Source organism: Bradyrhizobium sp. MI1.3, assembly GCF_055811695.1.
Genome location: NZ_JBVVPQ010000034.1, coordinates 26820 through 46843, shown reverse-complemented (window position 1 = coordinate 46843; position 20024 = coordinate 26820). Strand labels below are relative to the sequence as shown.

General features: G+C 63.2%; 20 protein-coding genes. 8 read left to right on the top strand and 12 right to left on the bottom strand.

Annotation, left to right across the window (positions count from 1 at the left end; all coding sequences use genetic code 11):
• Positions 1 to 5: 5 nt before the first annotated feature.
• Positions 6 to 992, bottom strand: coding sequence for a helix-turn-helix domain-containing protein (locus AC0L3A_RS23755; RefSeq protein WP_007591473.1), 987 nt, complete (start codon positions 990 to 992; stop codon positions 6 to 8).
• On the opposite strand from AC0L3A_RS23755, the gene AC0L3A_RS23750 reads away from it, so the two are divergent.
• The 4 genes from AC0L3A_RS23750 (at position 924) to AC0L3A_RS23735 (ending at position 3913) form a co-directional block, all read left to right on the top strand.
• On the top strand, positions 924 to 1079 hold the full coding sequence (locus AC0L3A_RS23750; protein ID WP_473255325.1) for a hypothetical protein: 156 nt from the start codon (positions 924 to 926) through the stop codon (positions 1077 to 1079). The genes AC0L3A_RS23755 and AC0L3A_RS23750 overlap by 69 nt on opposite strands.
• A gap of 412 nt (positions 1080 to 1491) precedes the next feature.
• Complete coding sequence (locus AC0L3A_RS23745; RefSeq protein WP_354128178.1) at positions 1492 to 2505, top strand: formylglycine-generating enzyme family protein; 1014 nt, start codon at positions 1492 to 1494, stop codon at positions 2503 to 2505.
• A 237-nt stretch (positions 2506 to 2742) separates the two neighbouring features.
• A complete protein-coding gene (locus AC0L3A_RS23740) occupies positions 2743 to 3486 on the top strand; it encodes an SDR family oxidoreductase (protein ID WP_007591489.1) in 744 nt (247 codons plus the stop codon).
• Between the two features lie 10 nt (positions 3487 to 3496).
• Positions 3497 to 3913, top strand: a complete 417-nt coding sequence (locus tag AC0L3A_RS23735; RefSeq protein WP_354128177.1) for a cupin domain-containing protein — start codon at positions 3497 to 3499, stop codon at positions 3911 to 3913.
• Positions 3914 to 3954: 41 nt separating this feature from the next.
• On the opposite strand, the gene AC0L3A_RS23730 is transcribed toward AC0L3A_RS23735, so the two are convergent.
• The 9 genes from AC0L3A_RS23730 to AC0L3A_RS23690 form a co-directional block, all read right to left on the bottom strand.
• Positions 3955 to 4953: a L,D-transpeptidase family protein gene (locus AC0L3A_RS23730; protein ID WP_219680279.1), complete on the bottom strand. Its 999-nt coding sequence runs from the start codon at positions 4951 to 4953 to the stop codon at positions 3955 to 3957.
• A gap of 12 nt (positions 4954 to 4965) precedes the next feature.
• Positions 4966 to 6027 carry a glycosyltransferase family 4 protein gene (locus tag AC0L3A_RS23725; RefSeq protein ID WP_219680282.1) on the bottom strand — a complete coding sequence of 354 codons (1062 nt, stop codon included), beginning with the start codon at positions 6025 to 6027 and terminating at the stop codon, positions 4966 to 4968.
• A 135-nt stretch (positions 6028 to 6162) separates the two neighbouring features.
• A complete protein-coding gene (locus tag AC0L3A_RS23720) occupies positions 6163 to 6324 on the bottom strand; it encodes a hypothetical protein (RefSeq protein WP_473255322.1) in 162 nt (53 codons plus the stop codon).
• Positions 6325 to 6461: 137 nt separating this feature from the next.
• Positions 6462 to 7466, bottom strand: coding sequence for a 4-hydroxythreonine-4-phosphate dehydrogenase PdxA (locus AC0L3A_RS23715; protein ID WP_354128175.1), 1005 nt, complete (start codon positions 7464 to 7466; stop codon positions 6462 to 6464).
• Positions 7463 to 9025, bottom strand: coding sequence for a tripartite tricarboxylate transporter permease (locus AC0L3A_RS23710; RefSeq protein WP_007591511.1), 1563 nt, complete (start codon positions 9023 to 9025; stop codon positions 7463 to 7465). The genes AC0L3A_RS23715 and AC0L3A_RS23710 overlap by 4 nt, the downstream gene beginning before the upstream one ends.
• Positions 9026 to 9036: 11 nt before the next feature.
• Entirely contained in the window at positions 9037 to 9519 is a 483-nt protein-coding gene (locus AC0L3A_RS23705; protein ID WP_035992756.1) for a tripartite tricarboxylate transporter TctB family protein, read from the bottom strand.
• Between the two features lie 193 nt (positions 9520 to 9712).
• A complete protein-coding gene (locus AC0L3A_RS23700) occupies positions 9713 to 10705 on the bottom strand; it encodes a Bug family tripartite tricarboxylate transporter substrate binding protein (protein ID WP_007591514.1) in 993 nt (330 codons plus the stop codon).
• A gap of 46 nt (positions 10706 to 10751) precedes the next feature.
• The gene (locus AC0L3A_RS23695) at positions 10752 to 12011 is read right to left on the bottom strand and encodes a CaiB/BaiF CoA transferase family protein (protein WP_007591516.1); all 1260 of its coding nucleotides are present in this window, start codon (positions 12009 to 12011) and stop codon (positions 10752 to 10754) included.
• A gap of 9 nt (positions 12012 to 12020) precedes the next feature.
• Complete coding sequence (locus AC0L3A_RS23690; protein WP_219680291.1) at positions 12021 to 12815, bottom strand: enoyl-CoA hydratase/isomerase family protein; 795 nt, start codon at positions 12813 to 12815, stop codon at positions 12021 to 12023.
• 118 nt (positions 12816 to 12933) lie between these two features.
• Between AC0L3A_RS23690 and AC0L3A_RS23685 the strand changes: the two genes are divergently transcribed.
• The 3 genes from AC0L3A_RS23685 to AC0L3A_RS23675 all read left to right on the top strand — a co-directional run bounded on the left by AC0L3A_RS23685 (position 12934) and on the right by AC0L3A_RS23675 (position 16774).
• Complete coding sequence (locus tag AC0L3A_RS23685; protein ID WP_088940849.1) at positions 12934 to 13599, top strand: GntR family transcriptional regulator; 666 nt, start codon at positions 12934 to 12936, stop codon at positions 13597 to 13599.
• A gap of 190 nt (positions 13600 to 13789) precedes the next feature.
• Positions 13790 to 14761 (top strand): MBL fold metallo-hydrolase, encoded by a 972-nt coding sequence (locus AC0L3A_RS23680; protein ID WP_007591519.1) that lies wholly within the window; start codon positions 13790 to 13792, stop codon positions 14759 to 14761.
• 192 nt (positions 14762 to 14953) lie between these two features.
• A complete protein-coding gene (locus tag AC0L3A_RS23675; RefSeq protein WP_354128174.1) occupies positions 14954 to 16774 on the top strand; it encodes a peroxidase family protein in 1821 nt (606 codons plus the stop codon).
• Positions 16775 to 16804: 30 nt separating this feature from the next.
• Here the strand turns inward: AC0L3A_RS23675 and AC0L3A_RS23670 are convergent, their stop codons facing one another.
• Positions 16805 to 17533: a haloacid dehalogenase type II gene (locus tag AC0L3A_RS23670; protein ID WP_219680299.1), complete on the bottom strand. Its 729-nt coding sequence runs from the start codon at positions 17531 to 17533 to the stop codon at positions 16805 to 16807.
• 465 nt (positions 17534 to 17998) lie between these two features.
• Between AC0L3A_RS23670 and AC0L3A_RS23665 the strand changes: the two genes are divergently transcribed.
• Positions 17999 to 18895, top strand: coding sequence for a hypothetical protein (locus AC0L3A_RS23665; RefSeq protein ID WP_354128173.1), 897 nt, complete (start codon positions 17999 to 18001; stop codon positions 18893 to 18895).
• A gap of 91 nt (positions 18896 to 18986) precedes the next feature.
• On the opposite strand, the gene glpX is transcribed toward AC0L3A_RS23665, so the two are convergent.
• On the bottom strand, positions 18987 to 19988 hold the full coding sequence (gene glpX, locus AC0L3A_RS23660) for a class II fructose-bisphosphatase (RefSeq protein ID WP_007591522.1): 1002 nt from the start codon (positions 19986 to 19988) through the stop codon (positions 18987 to 18989).
• Positions 19989 to 20024: the final 36 nt, after the last annotated feature.

The following is a 20024-nucleotide window of genomic DNA, read 5'->3' as shown; positions in this document are numbered from 1 at the left end:
GAGCGCTAGGTTCTGGTGATATCGTCTTCGACGGGCTGCACCGTCGCAATTCCAAGCGTTTGCGACGGACGCTCCCCGAACATTGCCAGGTAATATTGCGAAAACCGGCCGAGCTCGTAAAAGCCCTGTTGCATGGCGACGGCTGTCACGGTGGTCGAGCCAGGTGCGCTCTGGTGCAGGATCGAATGAACAGCGCAGAGACGCTTGTGCCTGAGGAAGGTGACCGGACCGAGACCGAATACCTCCTGAAAGGCGCGGTGGAGGGTGCGCCGCGATACGCCGAGCGCCGCGCAAATTTCCGACACGTGCACCGGACGGGTGCCGGCGTCGTCGAGAAACTCCTCGACCTTGCGGATCAGCCGGCGTGCGGAAGGGAGCCAGCCATTCCCGTCGGGTGGCAGCGACGACGCGACGTTGGCAGCCATGCATTCGGCGATCGATCGTTTCCAGAAATCGGCAGTTGATAGCGTCAGCCCATATTTGTTGTCGCGCAGGTGCGACATGATCCGGACCAGGCGGCGCGAGGCGATCGCGCCGGTCTCGATGTGCGCGCGGAAATGACCGCGGCTGCGCCAGGTGTCGGGATCGCTTAGCCGTGCTTCTCCGCCGAACAGCGTCGCGACCTCGTTGATGTCGAATCGCATGGCGGCGTAGGCGGAGCCGCCGTGAAAAACACCGTCATGTTCGAGCCGCGGCGGAATGACGAGCACATCATTGAGCTGCATGTCGAACGACCAGTGGGCGACGCGCTCTTCGGCCGCGAGCAGCATCCCGATGATCAGTCTGTCGTCGCTGGAAACCCGCTGCGTGCGCATGCCGACGTTGAAAGCACCAATGCTGAGCGAGAAGTCGCCGATGCCGACATGGGATAAAGTTCCGCGCAACCGACCGCGGCCGAGTTGCATCACATCGACATGCGAGCCGTGGACGGCCTGCTGAAGACCTTCGAAACCATCCAGCTTGCGCGAATCAACCAGAAGGAATTGCCCCATGGCTGTACCGTGTTACTGAAGCGCGACAATTCTGCGGCACGCGATAGCGAAGTACCACTACAACGCGAGGTGGGTACGACAAGCTGACTTCGCGTTTTCAGGCAAGTCATCGCCGAATTTGTCGCAAGATTTGCTCTCAAATGCCTCTGCACTGAAGGATCTGAGCCATGGGGCATTAGGTCTCACTGCCCGGGCAGACTGGCACAAATTGCACATCACAGCCGTCCAATCTTCGGGTATCATTTGCAACCTTAGCGATATTAAGCGGAAGCGTTCTGCGGGTGGCAGAGCGCACGCGGCATGGATTTGCCGCGTGTTCGAAGACGTGCGTGCAAAGGAAAGAGATGTGGACGCAATGCAGCGTCCTCCTCTGCCCGGAGCGCCAAAAAAGTGGGGGACCAGACAATGCGTCCAATGGGCCGGACAAGGAGCCATCGTCGAAGTCTGCCAGAGGTAGCGCAGTAGCATCGGGTGGAATGCGGGTATCGGAGCTTCCACCATGTTGCGAGCGGATCTGGATCACTGCGAGTGGTTGCCGGATGATTTGAAGACCGGCGAGATGGTCTTCATTCCCGGCGGAACCTTTCGCATGGGATCCGACCATCATTATCCCGAGGAAGCGCCGAGCCATCGCGTCGCTGTCGACGGCTTCTGGATCGACCGCACGCCCGTGACTAACCGGCAGTTCAAGCAGTTCGTCAACGCAACCGGCCATGTCACCGAGGCGCAGGTCGTTCCGGATCCGAAGGACTATCCGGGCGCGCTGGCGGAGATGCTCTACGCGGGATCGCTGGTGTTCTCCCCGCTGCCGCGCATCACCGATCTCACCGACTGGAGCCAGTGGTGGACTTTCCTGCGCGGCGCCAACTGGCGCCATCCCTATGGTCCCGGCAGCAACATCAAGGACCTCGACGACCATCCGGTCGTTCACGTCTCCTTTAGCGATGCGGCAGCGTATGCCCACTGGGCCGGCAAGGACTTGCCGACGGAGGCGGAGTGGGAGTTCGCCGCGCGTGGCGGCCTCGAGGCGGAGGAATACGCCTGGGGCGATGCGCTGGTGCCGGGCGGCAAGCACATGGCCAATATCTGGCAGGGCAACTTCCCCGTCCAGAATCTCGGCGAGGATGGGTACGAGCGTACCTCGCCGGTCATGGCCTTCCCGCCGAACGGCTACGGTCTCTACGACATGATCGGCAACGTCTGGGAGTGGACCTCCGACTGGTGGTCGTCGAAGCACGCCGCCGACGCTGCAAAGCCCTGCTGCATCCCCAAAAATCCCCGCGGCGGCGGTGAGCACACAAGCTACGACCCTCGCCTCCCCGACATCCAGATTCCGCGCAAGGTCCTCAAGGGCGGCTCGCATCTTTGCGCGCCGAACTATTGCCGCCGATATCGCCCGGCTGCGCGGCACGCCGAGCCGGTCGATACCTCGACCGGCCATGTCGGGTTCCGCTGCGTGGTGCGAATGCCGTCTGTAACCGAACGCCAACGAGAAGGACGTGCTGCAATCTAGCGAGCGCCGCTGGCGGATGCCGGCGTCAGCGGTGCGCTCCGTGCGTCGGACTATTTCGATACGCAACTTTATCTATCGGCGATTGGACAGACGTCTTCAGCATTTTTGGACAAGGCAGGCCGGTTACAGGCAAGAGCCTGCCCCATTTCCCCGGTAAGAGTCGCCTCATCGCTTTCGCGACGCGGGCGCCGTCGATCCTGAAAGGCTCGCGCTCGCAACGTGCCGAGGAGATAGGCCATGAAGATCGTCGTGATCGGCGGGACCGGATTGATCGGATCCAAGCTCGTAACGAAGCTCAAGCAACAAGGCCACGACGCTGTTGCGGCTTCGCCGAAGTCAGGCGTGAACGCCGTGACCGGGGAAGGCCTCGCAGCAGTGCTGGCGGGTGCGGATGTCGTGGTTGACGTTGCCAACGCGCCGTCCTGGGAGCCTGCCGCCGTGCTTGAATTCTTCGAGCGTTCGAGCAAAAACCTCGCTGCGACCGAGGCGGCTGCGGCCGTGAAGCATCATGTGGCGCTCTCGATCGTCGGGACCGAGCGCTCGCCCGACATCGCCTATTTTCGTGCCAAGCTGGCGCAGGAGACCATCGTCAAGGCATCTCCGGTCCCCTACTCGATCGTCCGCGCCACCCAGTTCTTCGAATTCCTCAGCGCCATCGGTGACATGGGTGCGGCCGAGGGCCGGATCGTCGTTCCCACGGCATTGTTTCAACCCATCGCGGCCGACGACGTGGCTGATCGCCTCGCAGAGGTCGCGATGGGCCAGCCGCTCAACGGCACGATCGATATCGCAGGACCTGAGAAGGCGCCCTTCAACGAATTCATCGCACGGCGCCTGAAGGCGTCCGGCGACGCTCGACCCGTGGTGGGAGACCCAAAGGCGCCGTACTACGGCGCTCCCATCGACGACACATCGCTGAACCCTCTCGGCGAGGCGCGGCTCGGCAAAACGTCGCTCGCAACATGGCTCGCGAGGCTTTGAGGAGACTCCCATGCGCAAATTGCTGATCGCAACCGCTGTCTATGCCGCATCATTCCTGACGGCCCATGCCGCCGAGACGGCGGCCCCCACGGCCAAGGCGACCGTCGTGTTCGACCAGGCGCTGCCCAATGTCCCGGGGAAGAGCATGAAAGGCGTGCTGGTCGAGTATGGTCCCGGAGGCTCCTCGCCGGCCCACATCCACGCGCCCTCGGCTTTCATCTACGCCACCGTCCTGGAAGGCGCGATCCGCAGTCAGGTCAATGACGGCCCCGCCAAGGTCTTTCACAAGGGCGAGAACTTCTCTGAAAAACCCGGCGACCGTCATGCCGTCAGCGCCAATGCCAGCGACACCGAACCCGCAAAATTGCTGGCTGTCTTCGTGGTGGATACGGCCGACAAGGAGCTGACGATGCCGATCCCGAAATAGCGCACAATCGGCGAGCGGCGTTGCCACCTCGAGGCGTTCGTTCATCCGGGGCTGCCCACGAATGCCACCGGCGTGCCTTTCGAGACACGGCCGGCGACGCGCTCGGCATCCCAATTGGTCAGACGCACGCAGCCGTGAGATTCCGCCTTGGAAATCTTCTCCGGCGAAGGCGTGCCGTGAATGCCGTAGCCCTCGGCAGACAGGTTGATCCAGACCGTGCCGACCGGATTGTTCGGGCCGGGCTTGATGGTGAAGGGCTTGCGGGAATGGACGCCCTTGAAACGATAAGCGGGATTGTAGCGATAGTACGGATTTCGGCTGACTTCCGTGACCTTGAGCGTGCCTGAAGGCGACGGCTTCTCTTCGCTGCCGACCGTCGCGGGATAAAATCCGATCAGCGCATTCGATTTGTCGAACAGTTTTACAGTCTGCCTGACCTTGTCGACCTCGATCCTGTCGGCCTTGGTGGAGATGCCCTCGCCTGCGCCTGATGTGTCCACCACGACGATGGTGTCGCCGGCGCGATCGAAATGGCGCCCGGAGTTGAGCGCGGCCAGGAGCTGCTCGCTCATGTGAAATTTCTCGGCCAGGGCCTCGCGCGCACTGGTGAAGCCTAGCTTTGTAAGCTCCATCATGTCCTCCATCTTCGACGGCAGCTTTTTCAGGAAAGGACCCGCCACGTCCTGCTCGGTGATGGCATAGGTCATCGTCACCGGCCGGTCGTCCGCCCGTAACGCGGTCCAGACATCGTCCGTCACGGTGTCCGAAACCGGCAGCTGCCGCGCTTCGGCATAGGCCCGCAACGCCTTTTTGGCGTTCTCGCCGAACCTGCCGTCGATCTCGCCGGGCGAGAAGTGCGCGCGGTCCAGCAGGACCTGCAACCGGACACCCGCCGCGGTCGGCTTATCGTTCGACAGGGTTTTCTTCGACGGCTCAGCGACCTTGATGGCAGCGGCGTCGATCTCCGCGGCGAACGCCGGCGGCGCAGCCAGAGCGAAGACCAGAAAGATGCAAATCTGCCCCGCTTTTCCGAGCGACATCGCCGGGTCCTTTCACGTTTCCGACGGTTCAGTGATCAACTCCCGAGCCGCGGCGGCAGCCAGTTTGCGGTACTGGTCTTCGTACTGCCTCGCCATTCGGCTCGCGGAAAAGCGCTCCTCGAAGCGGGCGCGCACCTTCCTTCGATCCAGCTTGCCCAATTCGCCGACTGCCCTGACGGCCTGCTCCTCGTTCTCGACGATGAAGCCTGTCAATCCGTGCTCGACGACTTCGGGGACAGAGCCGGAGCGATAGGCGATCACCGGGGTTCCGCATGCCATCGCTTCGATCATGACCAGCCCAAACGGCTCCGGCCAGTCGATCGGAAACAACAGCGCAGCGGCTTCGGCAAGGAAGGGCTGTTTCTCCGCGTCATCGACTTCACCAACAAGCTGGATGTTCTTACCGTCGATGTTGGGCTCGATGTGCTTCCTGAAGTAGGCTGTCTCGGCGCGGGGGACCTTCGCGGCGATGCGGAGGGGCATCTGGACCGCACGTGCGATGCGAATGGCGTCTTCCGGACCTTTGTCTGCGGTGAGACGCCCGAGAAACGCCAAATAGGACCCCTGTTCGTAGGACGGACGAAACAGGTTGGACGGCAGCCCGTGCTGGATGGTTCCGATCCATTTCGCATCGGGAAGCGGCAGGCGCTGATGATCGGAAATCGACACAAAGCATGCTTCAGGGAATTGCCTGGCTACGTCGGGTAGCCCAGGCAAGTCGAGGCGACCGTGCATGGTCGTGAGGAACGGCACGCCGAGACGGCTGAGCAACGGCAACGACAGCCAGTCGACATGCGCGTGGATCACGTCGAACTCCTTCGCACGCCTTGCAATCGCCTCCATCAGCATGGCGCTCGCGGCCGTCGGGTCCGCCCCCTTCCGCCCGAGACGCAGCGCGCGTGGCCAAACCGGATGAAGCGCACCATTCGTCCTGGAATCGCCGCTCGCAAACAGCGTGACCTCGTGGCCGAGCTCGACCAGCCCATCCACCAGCCAGGCCACTACCCGCTCGGTGCCGCCGTAAAGTTTCGGAGGGACGCTTTCGGCGAGGGGAGCAATCTGAGCGATGCGCATGAGAGGCTACCCGTTAAACCGCCGCACGCACGACCAGAATGATCGCGGCGGACAGAAGGTTCGAAATCGCGAGCAGCGTCCAATTCGGCCTGGCACTTGCGGCCGCGACCCGGCAGACGAGCCCTTCCATGAGCCTCAACATTCGTCGTCAGGAAGCCGATCGAGGAAGGCAATCCCGAATTGCGTGAGTTCTTCGGCATCGCTCCCGCGCGCTTTCCATCTGACGTGGCGATGCCGGGCGCGGTAAACGGACCAAGCAATATCCACCGCCGTTCGTAGCGGGTCGTCGTCGACCATGTTCCAACTCCGAGATTGGAGACGTTCATGCGACGGCAACTCGTTACGAGGACGGAAGTTTCCACTTCTTCCCGGAAAGTCCGAAACTGCGTGGCCACCGCAGACACAAGCAGGCGCCCACCTCCCCGTCGGAGAAATCAGGCGACGCGACGCACGGCCATCTCCGCGGCGAGCAACACCGCGGCACGACTGGCACCGACTGATGCAATGCCTTGGCCGGCGATGTCGTAGGCAGTGCCGTGCGCCGGCGTGCAGATCGGAAATGGAAAGCCGCCGAGCAACGTCACGCCGCGATCAAAGCCCATCAGCTTCATCGCGATCTGGCCCTGGTCGTGATACATCGTCAGCACTGCATCGAAGGCGCCGCTTTTGGCGCGCAGGAACACGGTGTCGGCCGGGAACGGCCCTTCGGCGGCAATGCCCTCGCGCTGGCCGGCCGCGACCACGGGTGCGATGACATCGATCTCCTCGCGGCCGAAATTACCGCCGTCGCCGGCATGCGGATTGAGACCGGCGACCGCGATGCGCGGCCGGGCGAAGCCGGCATTGCGCATGCAGGCATCAGTCAGCTTGAGCGCGCGATGGATACGTTCGCCGGACAGTCGCGCGGCGACGTCCTTGAGCGGGATGTGGGACGTCACGCGGGCATTCCAGAGCCGGTCCAGCACATTGAACTCGCTTGCGGGAGTTTTGAGTCCGACCACTTCGGCGGAGAACGCGATCTCATCGTCATACTCGGCGCGGGCCAGCCGCATCGCCTGCTTGTTGAACGGCGTAAAGCAGGCGGCATCGACCCGGCCGTCGCGGCCGAGTTCGAGCGCGTGCTTGTAGTTGGCAAGCGCGAACCTGCCGCCGGCGAGGCTCGCGATCCCGTGCTGGACCTCGCCGGGATCGAGGTGCCCGAGATCGACGAACAGCGTCTCGCCCTCCGCCGCGCGCAAATCGGCCCCCTGCTCCACCATGGTCAGCTCCGGGTTGACGCCGGCAATCCGCGCGCCCTGGTCGAAGACGCGCCGGTCGCCGATCACGACGATCCGGCCGCGGGCGCGGATGTCGTCCTGCACCACGAGCTTTGCGGTCAATTCCGGGCTGATGCCAGCGGGATCTCCCATTGCCAGTGCAATGAGCGGCTTTGCGGTCATATGATCACCTTCTCTCGAGCGGTCTCTCGAGCTGTGTTCTGGACTGTCGTCTCGTGGATCGACGGCGCAGGCTTGCGCAGCAAGCGCGCAAGCTGCAGCACGAGCGGAAGCAGCAACAGCACGATGCCCGCCACGATCAGGCATGTCACCAGCTTGTTGGCGAAGAATATCCCGAGCGATCCCTTGGACATCAGCATCGACTGCCGGAACGCGTCCTCGGCCTTGTCGCCGATGACGGTCGCGAGCACGAGTGGCGCCAGCGGATAGAACAGCTTCTTGAAGAGATAGCCGACGATCCCGAAGCCGAGCATCATGACGACATCGAGATAGGAGTTCGACACCGAATAGGCGCCGACAACGCAGATGATCACGATCAGCGGCGCGATGATCACGAAGGGAATCCGCATCAGCGCCGCAAAGACCGGCACGGTCAACAGCACCAGCACAACGGCGACGATGTTGCCGACATACATCGACGCAATCAGGCCCCAAACAAAGTCCTTTTGGTCGACGAACAGCATCGGCCCGGGATTGAGGCCCCAGATCATGAGCCCGCCCATCATGACGGCCGCGGTGGCCGAGCCGGGAATGCCGAGCGAGAGCATGGGCAAAAGCGCGCTGGTGCCGGCGGCATGATCGGCCGTCTCCGGCGAGATGATGCCTTCGACCTCTCCCGTGCCGAAGTATCGGCCACGGCGCGAGAAGCGTCGGGCGATGCCGTAGCTCATGAACGACGCCGCAGTCGGGCCGCCAGGCGTGATCCCCATCCAGCATCCGATGGCCGCGCTCCGCAGCAGCGCAACGCTATGTCGCGGCAGGCGGCCGACGGCACGAAACACCTCGCGCCACTCTATCTTCGACGAGACTGCGCGGGCATGAAACTCTTCCTCGACGGCGACGAGCAGCTCGCCGATGCCGAACAGGCCCATCACCGCGACGACGAAGTTCACGCCCTTGACCAGCTCGTCGACGCCCATCGTGAGGCGCACGCTGCCGGAGACAGTGTCGATGCCGATGGCGGCAATGGCGAAGCCGATCGCCAGTGCGACGACGGTCTTGATCGGCGCCGCCCCGCCCATGCCGACGAAGCTGGCGAAGGCCAGGAAATAGACTGCAAAATATTCCGCCGGCCCGAAGGCGAGTGCGACCTGCGCGACCCACGATGCGAGGAAGGTGATCAGGATGACGCCGATCAGCGCGCCGAATGCCGCCGAGCCAAAGGCGGTGGCGAGCGCTGTCGTCGGACGTCCATCGCGCGCCATCGGGTAGCCGTCGAAGGTGGTGGCGACAGACGACGGCTCGCCCGGGATGTTGAACAGGATCGAGGTCACGGACCCGCCGAACAGCGCGCCCCAATACATGCTGGAGAGCAGGATGATGGCAGAGACCGGCTGCATGCCGAAGGTCAGCGGCAGCAGCAGCGACACCCCGTTCGGAGCACCCAGCCCAGGCAGCACGCCGACGAGAATGCCGAGCAGCACGCCGATCACCATCAGCGCCAGATGCGGCAGCGTGATCGCGATGCCAAAGCCGTGAAGGAGTTCTCCGAGATTGTCCATCGGCCTCTCCGTCAGAAGCCGAACGCCGCGGCGAGCGCGCCGTGCGGCAAGCTCACCTGGAACATGCGCTCGAACACGACGTAGAGCGCGAGCGCTGTCGCCGCCGCCATGCCAAGCGCGCGCGGCACGGATTGTTGTCTGGGGATCGCCAGCACCGCGAAGATGTACAGGGCTGAGGCGACGTACATCCCGGCCAACGGAATCGCAGCCACGAAAATCGCGGCCGGCACGAACAGGCCGGCAAGCCGGCGCAGCTCGATCGATGTGATGGCGATGGGGACGTTCGCCAGTGACGCAACCGGCATCAAACCGCGCACCAGGTTGTAGAAGCTCCCGAGCACGATGATGATCCCGGTCAGGAACGGGAACGTGCCGGCGTCCACGCCCGCGCTTGACCAGCCGATGCCGTTATCGAGACTGGAGACGACGACGGCCACACCAAAGCTGCCGGTGAGAACGGCGGTCGCAAGTTCGAGGGCGCGGCGCGAGATCATGGGCCGCTCCAGCGAAGCGCCAGATGTTTGCTCAATCCTCGTCCTGAGGAGCGCGCTTTGGCGCGCGTCTCGAAGGACGGCTCCGGACGACATCCCATCCCCGGCCATCCTTCGAGACGCCCGCCTGCGGCGGGCTCCTCAGGATGAGGACGGTGGTTGAACTCGGCTGCGCGATCGAACGCCATCGGCCGCCTCACTTGACCAACCAGCCCTGCTCGCCCGCGACCTGCTTGACGTGCTCGAGGTCCTCCTTGATGAACTTGTCGAGTTCGGCGCCAGTCAGGAACGTGTCGACCTGGGAGGTTTTCTCGATGTAGTCCTTCCAGTCCGGCGTCGCCTGCACCTTCTTCATGAGGTCGACATAGAACGCGGCCTGGTCCGGGGTGACCTTGCCGGGGAGCCACACCGTCCGCGGTTGCTCATATTGCTTGATGTCGAGGCCCTGCTCGACGCAGGTCGGAACGTCGCCCCAGCCTTCGGTCGCGGTGACCTTGGCGCCCTGCGGCAGCCGCTTCGGGCTGAAAACGCAAAGCGGTCGTTGCGTTCCACCGCGCCATTGCCCGAGACTTTCGCTGGGATTGTTGACGTGGGAGTCGAGGTGTCCGCCGGCGAGCTGCACGGCAGTCTCTGCGCCGCTCTTGAAGGGGATGTAGGTCAGCTTGATGTGGCCGGCTTTCTCGATCATGCGGGTCAGCACCTCGTCGGTATCCTTCGACTGCGCGCCACCCATCTTGAATTCGCCCGAGGCGGCCGCCTTCAGATAGTCGCCCGCCGTCTTGTAGGGCGCGTCCTGCTTGACCCAGAGCAGGAACTCGTCCTGCGCCATCGCCGCGATCGCAGTGAGATCGGTGTAGTTGAAGGCGACCTTGGAGACGAGCGGCTGCTGCCAGGCATTCGACGTGCCGAAGATCACCTTGTAGGGATCGCCGGCGGACGCCTTGCCGTAGACATAGCCTTCCGCGCCGCTGCCGCCCCCTTTGTTGACGACGACGATCGGCTGCTCCACCAGCTTGTGCTTGGTGATGATGTTCTGCACGGCGCGCGCGAGATTGTCGGTGCCGCCGCCGGGCCCGGCGGTCGCTACGAACTCGATCGGCTTTTGCGGTTGCCAGGCACTGAGCGCCGGCATCGTGCCGGCGAGCACAATTGCGGCGGCGGAGAGCAGAAGTGTTGACGTCCGACCCATGATGTCCTCCAGCTGATTTTTGTATCTTGTTGTTTTCGACGTCCGGTCAGGCGACGCGTTCCTCGCGTCTTCCTGATGCCAGGACGATTGCGCCTTCTTTTTCCAGCGCTTCGATCTGCTTCTGGTCGAACCCGTGCTCGACCAGCACCTCGCTTGTATGCTCACCGTAGACCGGCGCGCCCGTGCGCACTTTGCCCGGGGTCTGCGAAAACTTGACCGGCAAGCCGATCGTCTTCACGGGTCCGAGCGTGGAATGCTCGACCTCGACGACCATCTCGCGCGCCAGCGTCTGCGGATCGCGAAGCGCCTCCAGCATGTCGTGCACGGGTCCGCACGGCACGCCCTTCTCGTCCAGCGCAGCGAGCCAGTGCGCCCGCGTCCGGGTGCGAAAGCGCTCGCTCAGGACAGCTTCGAGCTCCTTCAGATTGGCCATGCGGTCGGCCCCGGTGACGAAGCGCGGATCGGAGGCGAGTTCGCTCGCACCGAGGGCTTCCAGCATCAACAGCCAGTGCTTCTTGTTGGCGCCGCCGACCACCAGCCAGCCGTCCGAGGCCTCGAAGGCCTGGTACGGCGCGTTGAGCGGATGGGCCGAACCCATCGCACGCGGCGCAGTGCCAGCGGCCAGCGCTATCGTGGATTGCCAGTAGGTCTGCACCAGCGCGGCCTCATAGAGCGAGGTCTCGACCCACTGCCCTTCGCCGGTCTTGAGACGGTGCGTGTAGGCCGCGAGGATGCCCATGCTCGCCAGCAGGCCGGCGGTGATGTCGGACAGCGGCGGGCCGCATTTCACCGGCGGACCATCGGGACGTTCGCCGGTAAAGCTCATGATGCCGCTCATCGCCTGGGCGACCAGATCGAAGCCGCGGCGGTGCTTGTAGGGTCCGGTGCGGCCGAAGCCCGACAGCGAGCAATAGATCAGCGCTGGATGCTGCTTGTGCAGGTCGTCGTAGCCGAAGCCGAGGCGCTCCATGGCGCCCGGCGCAAAATTCTCGACCAGCACATCGGCGCCCGCGATCAGCCGCCGCAGCACCTGCTTGCCGCCCTCGGTCTTCAGATCCAGCACGATGCCACGCTTGTTGCGGTTCATCATCAGGAAGGAGGCCGCCTCGTCGCCAATCTTCGGCGGCACCGAATGGCGGGTGTCGTCACCGTTCGGCGATTTCTCGATCTTGATCACGTCGGCGCCCATGTCGGCCAGCATCAAAGTGCAGGTCGGCCCCGCCATGACATGGGTGAGATCGATGACCTTAAGGCCGGCAAGCGGCCCCGAACGGCCGGAGGTTGATTGCGAGCGATCGCTTTGCATCGGGGCGTCCTATTGGCCGCGCCATTGCGGCGCGCGCTTGGTGAGGAAAGCATCGAGCCCTTCGCGAAAATCCTGGCTCGTGTAGCACATCAGGATGAGGTCCTCGCCCTCGTCCGGCGTCAGCCGCCTTTGCAGACGCGCCACGGCCTGTTTGGTCGCATTCAGCGTCAGCGGCGCGTGGCTGGCAAGCAATCGGGCAACCTCGTCGGCGCGCCTGTCGAGCGCGGTAAGATCCTCGACGACCTCGCCGAGCAGCCCGACACTGGCCGCCTCCGTCGCGTCGACGAGGCGCGCGGTGAAGATCAGATCCTTGACGCGGGCAGCGCCGATCAGCGCGGTGAGACGACTGACATTGGACATCGACAGGCAATTGCCGAGCGTGCGGGCAATAGGAAAGCCGATTTTCGCGCTTTGGGTGCCGATGCGGAGATCACAGGCCGCGGCGATGCCCGCGCCGCCGCCGGTGCAGAACCCGTTGATCGCTGCTATCGTCGGCACGCGGCATTGCTCGAGCGTGGTCAGGACCCGATCGATGCGGTTTTCGTAGTCGATCGCGTCCTGCGGCGACTTGAAATCGCGGAACTGATTGATGTCGGTGCCCGCGGCAAAGGCCTTGTCGCCGGCCCCGCGCAGCACCAGCACCTTGATCGCGTGATCGTCGTTGATCTCCTCGCAGATCGCGGCGAGCCGCTCGTACATCGCGAAGGTGAAGGCATTGCGCGCCTGCGGGCGGTTGAAGGTGATCCGCCCGATACCGTCCTGGCGCTCGAAAACGAGGTCTTCCGCCACCACCTGCTGGTCCATTTTCCTCATGTCCTTCTGCTTTTCTACATTTTTGAATGCAAAATGATCGATTTACAAGCTGGAACTTGCATTAATTCGCATATAGCCTCATTTTTGCATTCAAATGGACTTCAGACCCATGCTCCATGAGGAAGTCGTCGGCCGCATCCGGGCCATCCTGCTCGACGGCGAAATCCCGCCCGGCGCGCGGATTCCCGAGCGCGAGCTGTGCGAGCGGCTTCAGATATCGCGCACGCCGCTACGCGAGGCGCTCAAGGTGCTCGCCGCCGAAGGGCTCGTGCAGCTTTTGCCGCATCGCGGTTCGCGCGCCGCAAAACTGACCGACAAGGACATGCGCGACCTCTTCGAGGTCTGCCAGGGTCTCGAAGCGCTCGCCGGCGAACTCGCCTGCGAACGCATCACCGATCCCGAGATCGACGCGATCGCCGCCGCGCATGCGGAGATGGTGCATCATCATCGCGAGGGCGACCTGATCCGGTACTATCGCGGCAACCGCGCCATTCACGAAGGCATCGTCGCTGCGGCCGGAAACCCGGTGCTTGCAGGGCTGTATACGTCCGTGACCGCGCGCATCCGCCGCGCGCGTTATGTCACGCCGATGACGCCCGAGCGCTGGGCGGTCGCCGTGAAGGAGCACGATGCCATCCTGAATGCACTGCAGAGGCGCGACGGCGTCGGCCTCGCCCATATCCTGCGCGCGCATCTACGCCACAAGCGCGAAGAGGTTTTGCAGGCGGGCTTTGCTGAAACGGAAGGCAGTGACCTGGTGCCGCGGATTGCGTGAGACGGCATTCGCGACGCAGAAAGAAACTCGCGGCCCCCCTACAACGCGCGGTCAAGAGACACAATCGCGACACAATCATTGATTGCATTCAGCCGTGCGGTCGGATCGTGCTGACGCGAGGCGATCGGCGCGGGCCGAATGTAACGCGCAAACAATTGCGCAAAACAAAAGACAAAAGCGGAGGAAACGCATGACAATCGATGTCTCACGTCGATCCTTGTTCGCTCTCGGGGCTGGCCTTGGTGCCAGCGCAATGCTCGGCAGCAGCGCGATGGCGCGCGCTCCCAAGCTCGGCACCCAGACGCCTTACTGGCACCGCTTCGTTCTCGGCGATGCCGAAGTCACCATCGTCTCCGACGGACCGCTGCCGCTCGGCGACCCCTCCGGGACCTTCACCGGCGTTCCCAAGGAAGAGGTGAAGAAGATGCTTGTCGACAATTTCCTGTCGCCGGACAATGTCGTGCTCGAACAGAACTCGCCGATCGTCAACACCGGCGACAAGCTCATTCTGTTCGATACCGGCATGGGCAGCTCGAAGATGTTCGGCGCCACCACCGGCCGGCAGCAGAAGAGCATGACCGAGGCAGGCATCAAGCCTGGGGACATCGATGCGGTGGTCTGCTCGCATGCGCATATCGACCACATCGGCGGCATCGTGGACGACGGCGGCAAGCCGCTGTTTCCGAACGCGCAGATCTACATCTCGCAGACCGATTTCGACTTCTGGACCGACGAAGGCAAGCTCGGCAGCGACGCCAAGGATTTCGTCGTTCACGCCCGCAAGAACCTGCTGCCGGTGCGCGACCGCATCGTGTTCTTCAAGGATGGCCAGGAATTCCTGCCCGGCGTTCAGGCGATCGCAGCGCCCGGTCACACCGTCGGCCATACCATCTTCATGGTCTCGTCGGCCGGCAAGTCCTTCGCCTTCATGGGCGACCTCTCGCACCATCCCGTTCTGCTGCTCGAGCGGCCGCGGATGGAATTCTCCTACGACACCGACCCGAAGCAGGCGGCCGAGTCGCGCGTCAAGCTGCTGACTATGCTTGCGGCGAACAAGACGCCCGTGATGTCCTATCACTTCGCCTGGCCGGGCTATGGCCATGTTGCCAAGGCCGGCGAAGGATTCCACTATTATCCCGAACCGATGCAGATGACGTTGTAATCGGCGGATCAGGTCCGGGTGGCGCACGCGCCGCCCGGACCGCCCGAACGATTACCGCTGTCCGGCTGACCGGCAAGCAATTGCAATCCGCAATGTCTCCGGCGGCGTTGGCAGGCGGACATTTTGGTGTTATTGAACTACAGCTACTAATTGCAGATCGCATTTATTGACGTGAATTGTTTGGGAGCGTCAATGTCCCGCGAGAACGATGGTTTTGTCTTCCATCGTGACCGGCTCCAATGGGTCCCGGATGTTGTCTATCGGGCCGTCAACTTCTTTGTCACATGGGACAAACTGCCGACCCTGCTCGGAGCTGCCAATCTCTCGGCGTTCCGCGACCGGCTGCGTGAGCACAATCTGCACCATACCGGCTACGGCACGACATCGCCTCGCTGGAGCACGGGCAATGACCGCTGGCGTTCCGCCGACGGCTCGTTCAACAGCCTCGACCATCCGCGCATGGGGATGGCTGGCGCCCGGTTCGGACGCAATTTCGCGCTGCCCGAATGTGTACCGGGCAGCCTGGACGACCTGCTCGAACCCAGTCCGCGCTTGATCTCGGAGGAATTGCTGGCGCGCCGCGAATTCATTCCCGCGACCAGCCTCAATCTGCTGGCCGCCGCCTGGATCCAGTTCGAAACCCATAATTGGTTCAGCCATGGGGCCCCTAAGTCGGGAAACGAGTTCAAAATTCCGCTGAAGCCAAACGACGAATGGCCTGCGGATGAGCGGATCGACGGCTGCATGAAGATCCGTCGAACCGTTTGCGACGAGACGCCACGTGAACCATGGCTCGGCGCGACCCCCACGTTCCGCAACCTCAACTCGCACTGGTGGGACGCCGGACAGATCTACGGCAGCGACCGCGCGAGGCAGATGCAGATCCGTTCCGGGGCAGATGGGAAGATCGCTGTCGGCGATGATGGGATGCTTCCAGCCGATCCAGTCCATCCGGGCGCCGATCTCACCGGCTTCAATGACAATTGGTGGGTGGGGCTCAGCCTGCTGCACAACCTCTTTGCACGCGAGCACAATGTCATCTGCGACGGCTTGAAGACGCGGTATCCGACCTGGAACGACGAGGCGCTATTCCAGCATGCGCGCCTGATCAACGCAGCCCTGATCGCCAAGATCCACACCGTCGAATGGACGCCAGGCATCCTCGGCCATCCCGCACTGGACTTCAGCATGCACGCCAACTGGTCGGGGATCCCGTGCCGGGTGCTGCGCGCAGTGCTCGGCAAGAACAGCGAGGCCGCCTTTGGCATCATCGGCTCTCCGACGGACCAGCACAGCGCGCCCTACGCGATGACCGAGGAATTCACCGCCGTGTACCGCCTGCACCCGCTGATCCCCGAAAAGATGGATGTACGGCGGCTCGATAGCACACAGGTTACCCTTAGCGACCTGGTCGATATGCAGGGCCCCGCCTCCCGCGAGTTCATGCAGACTCACGGCTTCGTCGACCTGCTGTACTCGTTCGGCACCGCCCATCCCGGCGCCATTCGCCTGCACAATTATCCGAACTTCCTGCGCCAGTTCACCAAAGACGGCCAGCCGTTGCTGGACGTGGCCGCCATCGATATCATGCGCGATCGCGAGCGCGGCGTGCCGCGCTACAATCGGTTTCGCGAACTGGTCGGCAAGAAGCGGGTCAACACATTCGAGGAAATCACCAGCATCCCCGGCGCGGCCAGGAAGATGCGCGCGATCTACAAGGGCGACGTCGATCGCGTTGATCTGATGGTCGGACTATTGGCCGAGGACCTGCCGGATGGTTTTGGCTTCAGCGATACCGCCTTCCGCATTTTCATCCTGATGGCATCGCGGCGTCTCAAGAGCGACCGGTTCTTCACCGATGACTACCGGGCGGAAGTCTACACCAATTTCGGTCTGGACTGGATCCACAACAACGGAATGAAATCGGTGCTGCTGCGGCATGTGCCGCAACTCGGACCGGCGCTCGAGGGCGTCAACAACGCCTTCGCCCCGTGGAACGTGCTGCGAGGCTGAGCCTTGGCCCTCTGCAAAGTCGCAGCCACCTTAGCACCCGAGCTTGTCGGCGATTCCGCCAAAATCCCTGGCGACGATGTCCCAATTGCCGGTGGCCTCGAAATCGACCTTCTGGAGCGGACCGTATTCGGTCGGTCGCGCCACGAAAGCCGTCTTCAGCCCGTTCTTCTGCGCGGCAGCGAGATCGCCGTTGTGGGCAGCGACCATCATCACCTCTTCCGGCTTGAGGCCGAGCAGGCGCGCGGCGCCGAGATAGGTTTCGGGATCGGGCTTGTAGTGCTCGAACAGCTCGGCCGACATGATGAGGTCCCAGGGAAGCCCTGCGAACTTCGCCATGTTGGTGAGCAGCGCGACATTGCCGTTTGACAGCGGCGAGATCACGAATTTCGTCTTCAGCCGCGTCAGGCCCGCGACACTGTCGGGCCACGGATACAGGCGGTGCCAGCCCCTGGTGAGGTGATCGAGATCGGCTTCGGTCAGGCCTGGAATCGAAAATTGCGCGACCAGCTTTTCCAGCGAGCGGCGATGCAGATCATCGAGCATGACATAGCCGCGCTCGGGATGTTTGCGCACGTCATCCATCGAGGCCATGTACATGCCGCGCCAGCCGTCGACGAGTGCGGTCCAGTCGGCGGAGATGCCGCGGCCCTTCGCCCACCACATGAAGTCCGTGATCAGGCTGGTGCGCCAGTCGACGACTGTGCCGAACACGTCGAAGACGAGGGCTTTGACGGCGGAGAGATCGGATGTCGTGGTCATGTTTCGCTTCGCGGATTTTCCGCGCCCCAGCTGGCTTCGTCTCAGATGAAAGGCTTTAAAGCATGATCCTTTCCGTGCAACAATAGCGCTAGTCCCGCACATCAAACACGCGCAAGATGAACAAAGTGACGGGTCTCAACCAGTCGGGGTGCAGCGCATCTGTCATGACCACCATCCCTGTTGCATGTATATTGCTTGAGGATGCCCGCCTTCCGGACGAGGCATCTTTAATCGAGACGTTACGCGTTCGTCATCCTGGCTTGCGGTGGGACCGCAGCCCAGTCGCACCAAGTAACGATACCGACGGTCCGATGTTCATCCGCGTCGGCGATCATCTCATGACCATCCTCTTGATGCCCGCACCCATGCCCTACGATCAGCAGCTGTGGCAGCGAGCCTCCTGGGTATGGCCCGGAGGCTTTCCACGCCGCCGGCCGCCACCGCGCGCACCTCGTCGTCGCGACAATGGGCTCCGCCGAAGACAACTCAGAACCGAAAGCGCTTGGGTTCGCCGAGAGTGTGCGCCTTACGACTGCCTTTGTCGGCGCCATGCTTGAAGCACTTCCCGGCTGTCTCGGCGTCGTCTGGCGCGGCAATGTGGGCCGCTCGCCCGAGATGTGGCTCGAGCAGTCACGCCGCTCGTTCGAGCCGTTTCCGGATCATCCGTTCGGATTGTGGATGGAAATCATTCCCTTCCGTTCCGGAGAGACCGTCGGAGCCTATACGGTCGGACTGTCCGCATTCATCGGACGCGAGATCGAATTTGAGGTGGACGGACTCGACCAACGCGGCGTCACGCTTCGTGTTGCCAACGCTTCGTCCTATTTGATTGCAAATGGCCTCGACAAAAACATCGAGAGCGGGACGGTGTACAAAGACGATGACGAGAACATCGGTCACGTTGCGGTGCTCCACCGCAACTCGCGCTTTCGGATCGGGCCGGTCATTTCGTTCTTTTCTCTTCAGGACCGAGCTGGAAGGCTCAAGACCTACCAGATCATTCCGTCATCTCTCGCGCGAAATCACCCGCTTCTGATCATGCTGGGCAAGGTCGGGCTTTTCGATCCGGCGAAGTCAGAGAACCTGATAGAGCTGCGGCCAGATCACTACGTATCGGAAGCTCGCCTGGAAATCCTCGATGGCGGCGTATCGCAAGAGCTGTCCAAAATGCTCGCGACCGACGCCTATGCCGAGGCGGACACGAATGCGCGCCGCGCGCTCGCGAGCGGAGACATTGCGTCAGCGAGGGCTTTTTTGCTGCCTCGGGCTGAGGAAGTTGGTGAGCTCCAAAAAGCGCTCCAACTCGCTCTGACCTTGCGCGATGCGTTCTTGTTCATGCCGGCCGCGCCGCGCAGCCCTTAGTAGACAGGCGATGGATCATGTCCATCCTGGTGCTGTATGCGACGACGTCCGGCTAAATTCGCCGAACGAACGCAGGCGGACGTCGCTGACACTAGTCCAAATGGAACTTCGCCAGTTCGCGATGCTCGGCCTTGATGTAGCGCACGGTGCCGGTGACGGAACGCATCACCACCGTCTCGGTCTCGATCACGCCGTCCTTGCGGAATTTGACGCCTGACAGCAGCGAGCCCGTGGTGACGCCGGTGGCGGCAAACAGGCAGTCGCCGCGCGCCATGTCCTCGATGCCGTAGATCATCTTGGGATCGTTGACGCCCATCTTGGCGGCGCGTTCGCGCTTCTCTTCGGAGTCGAGGATGAGACGGCACTGCATCTGACCGCCGATGCAGCGCAGCGCCACGGCCGCGAGCACGCCTTCCGGCGCGCCGCCGGTGCCGAGATACATGTCGACGCCGGTATTGTCGGGGTCGGCGCAGTGGATCACGCCGGCGACGTCGCCGTCGGTGATCAGGCGCACGGCGGCGCCGGTCGAGCGTACGCTCTCGATGATGCTGGCATGGCGCGGCCGGTCGAGCACGAGAACGGTGATGCCGTCAGGCTTGACGCCCTTGGCCTTGGCGAGGCGGTGGACGTTTTCGGCCGGTGTCGCATCGAGCTCGACGACGCCCTTGTCATAGCCGGGACCGATCGCGAGCTTCTGCATGTAGACGTCGGGCGCGTGCAGCAGCGTGCCGCCGTCGGCCATCGCCATGGTGGCGATCGAGCCCGGCATGTTCTTGGCGCACAGCGTGGTGCCTTCGAGCGGATCGACGGCGATGTCGACCTGCGGGCCGGCGTTCATGCCGACCTTCTCGCCGATGAAGAGCATCGGCGCCTCGTCGCGCTCACCCTCGCCAATGACGATGGTGCCCTCGATCGGGAGCTTGTTGAGCTCGCGCCGCATCGCGTCCACCGCGGCCTGGTCGGCCGCCTTCTCGTTGCCGTGCCCGCGCAGACGCGCCGAAGACACCGCCGCCCGCTCCGTCACACGCACGATCTCCAGCGTGAGAATGCGCTCGAGCAACGCTTGCGGCGGGACTGAAATATGGGTCGACATCGGCTCACTCCTTCGAAACAGTTTTGGACGGACATC

What these genes read in the sequence shown, in the direction of transcription:
- AC0L3A_RS23755 (WP_007591473.1), bottom strand. Translation starts at nt 992, where the DNA reads ATGGGGCAATTCCTTCTGGTTGATTCGCGCAAGCTGGATGGTTTCGAA.
- AC0L3A_RS23745 (WP_354128178.1), top strand. Translation starts at nt 1,492, where the DNA reads ATGTTGCGAGCGGATCTGGATCACTGCGAGTGGTTGCCGGATGATTTG.
- AC0L3A_RS23740 (WP_007591489.1), top strand. Translation starts at nt 2,743, where the DNA reads ATGAAGATCGTCGTGATCGGCGGGACCGGATTGATCGGATCCAAGCTC.
- AC0L3A_RS23735 (WP_354128177.1), top strand. Translation starts at nt 3,497, where the DNA reads ATGCGCAAATTGCTGATCGCAACCGCTGTCTATGCCGCATCATTCCTG.
- AC0L3A_RS23730 (WP_219680279.1), bottom strand. Translation starts at nt 4,953, where the DNA reads ATGTCGCTCGGAAAAGCGGGGCAGATTTGCATCTTTCTGGTCTTCGCT.
- AC0L3A_RS23725 (WP_219680282.1), bottom strand. Translation starts at nt 6,027, where the DNA reads ATGCGCATCGCTCAGATTGCTCCCCTCGCCGAAAGCGTCCCTCCGAAA.
- AC0L3A_RS23720 (WP_473255322.1), bottom strand. Translation starts at nt 6,324, where the DNA reads ATGGTCGACGACGACCCGCTACGAACGGCGGTGGATATTGCTTGGTCC.
- AC0L3A_RS23715 (WP_354128175.1), bottom strand. Translation starts at nt 7,466, where the DNA reads ATGACCGCAAAGCCGCTCATTGCACTGGCAATGGGAGATCCCGCTGGC.
- AC0L3A_RS23710 (WP_007591511.1), bottom strand. Translation starts at nt 9,025, where the DNA reads ATGGACAATCTCGGAGAACTCCTTCACGGCTTTGGCATCGCGATCACG.
- AC0L3A_RS23705 (WP_035992756.1), bottom strand. Translation starts at nt 9,519, where the DNA reads ATGATCTCGCGCCGCGCCCTCGAACTTGCGACCGCCGTTCTCACCGGC.
- AC0L3A_RS23700 (WP_007591514.1), bottom strand. Translation starts at nt 10,705, where the DNA reads ATGGGTCGGACGTCAACACTTCTGCTCTCCGCCGCCGCAATTGTGCTC.
- AC0L3A_RS23695 (WP_007591516.1), bottom strand. Translation starts at nt 12,011, where the DNA reads ATGCAAAGCGATCGCTCGCAATCAACCTCCGGCCGTTCGGGGCCGCTT.
- AC0L3A_RS23690 (WP_219680291.1), bottom strand. Translation starts at nt 12,815, where the DNA reads ATGGACCAGCAGGTGGTGGCGGAAGACCTCGTTTTCGAGCGCCAGGAC.
- AC0L3A_RS23685 (WP_088940849.1), top strand. Translation starts at nt 12,934, where the DNA reads ATGCTCCATGAGGAAGTCGTCGGCCGCATCCGGGCCATCCTGCTCGAC.
- AC0L3A_RS23680 (WP_007591519.1), top strand. Translation starts at nt 13,790, where the DNA reads ATGACAATCGATGTCTCACGTCGATCCTTGTTCGCTCTCGGGGCTGGC.
- AC0L3A_RS23675 (WP_354128174.1), top strand. Translation starts at nt 14,954, where the DNA reads ATGTCCCGCGAGAACGATGGTTTTGTCTTCCATCGTGACCGGCTCCAA.
- AC0L3A_RS23670 (WP_219680299.1), bottom strand. Translation starts at nt 17,533, where the DNA reads ATGACCACGACATCCGATCTCTCCGCCGTCAAAGCCCTCGTCTTCGAC.
- AC0L3A_RS23665 (WP_354128173.1), top strand. Translation starts at nt 17,999, where the DNA reads ATGGGCTCCGCCGAAGACAACTCAGAACCGAAAGCGCTTGGGTTCGCC.
- glpX (WP_007591522.1), bottom strand. Translation starts at nt 19,988, where the DNA reads ATGTCGACCCATATTTCAGTCCCGCCGCAAGCGTTGCTCGAGCGCATT.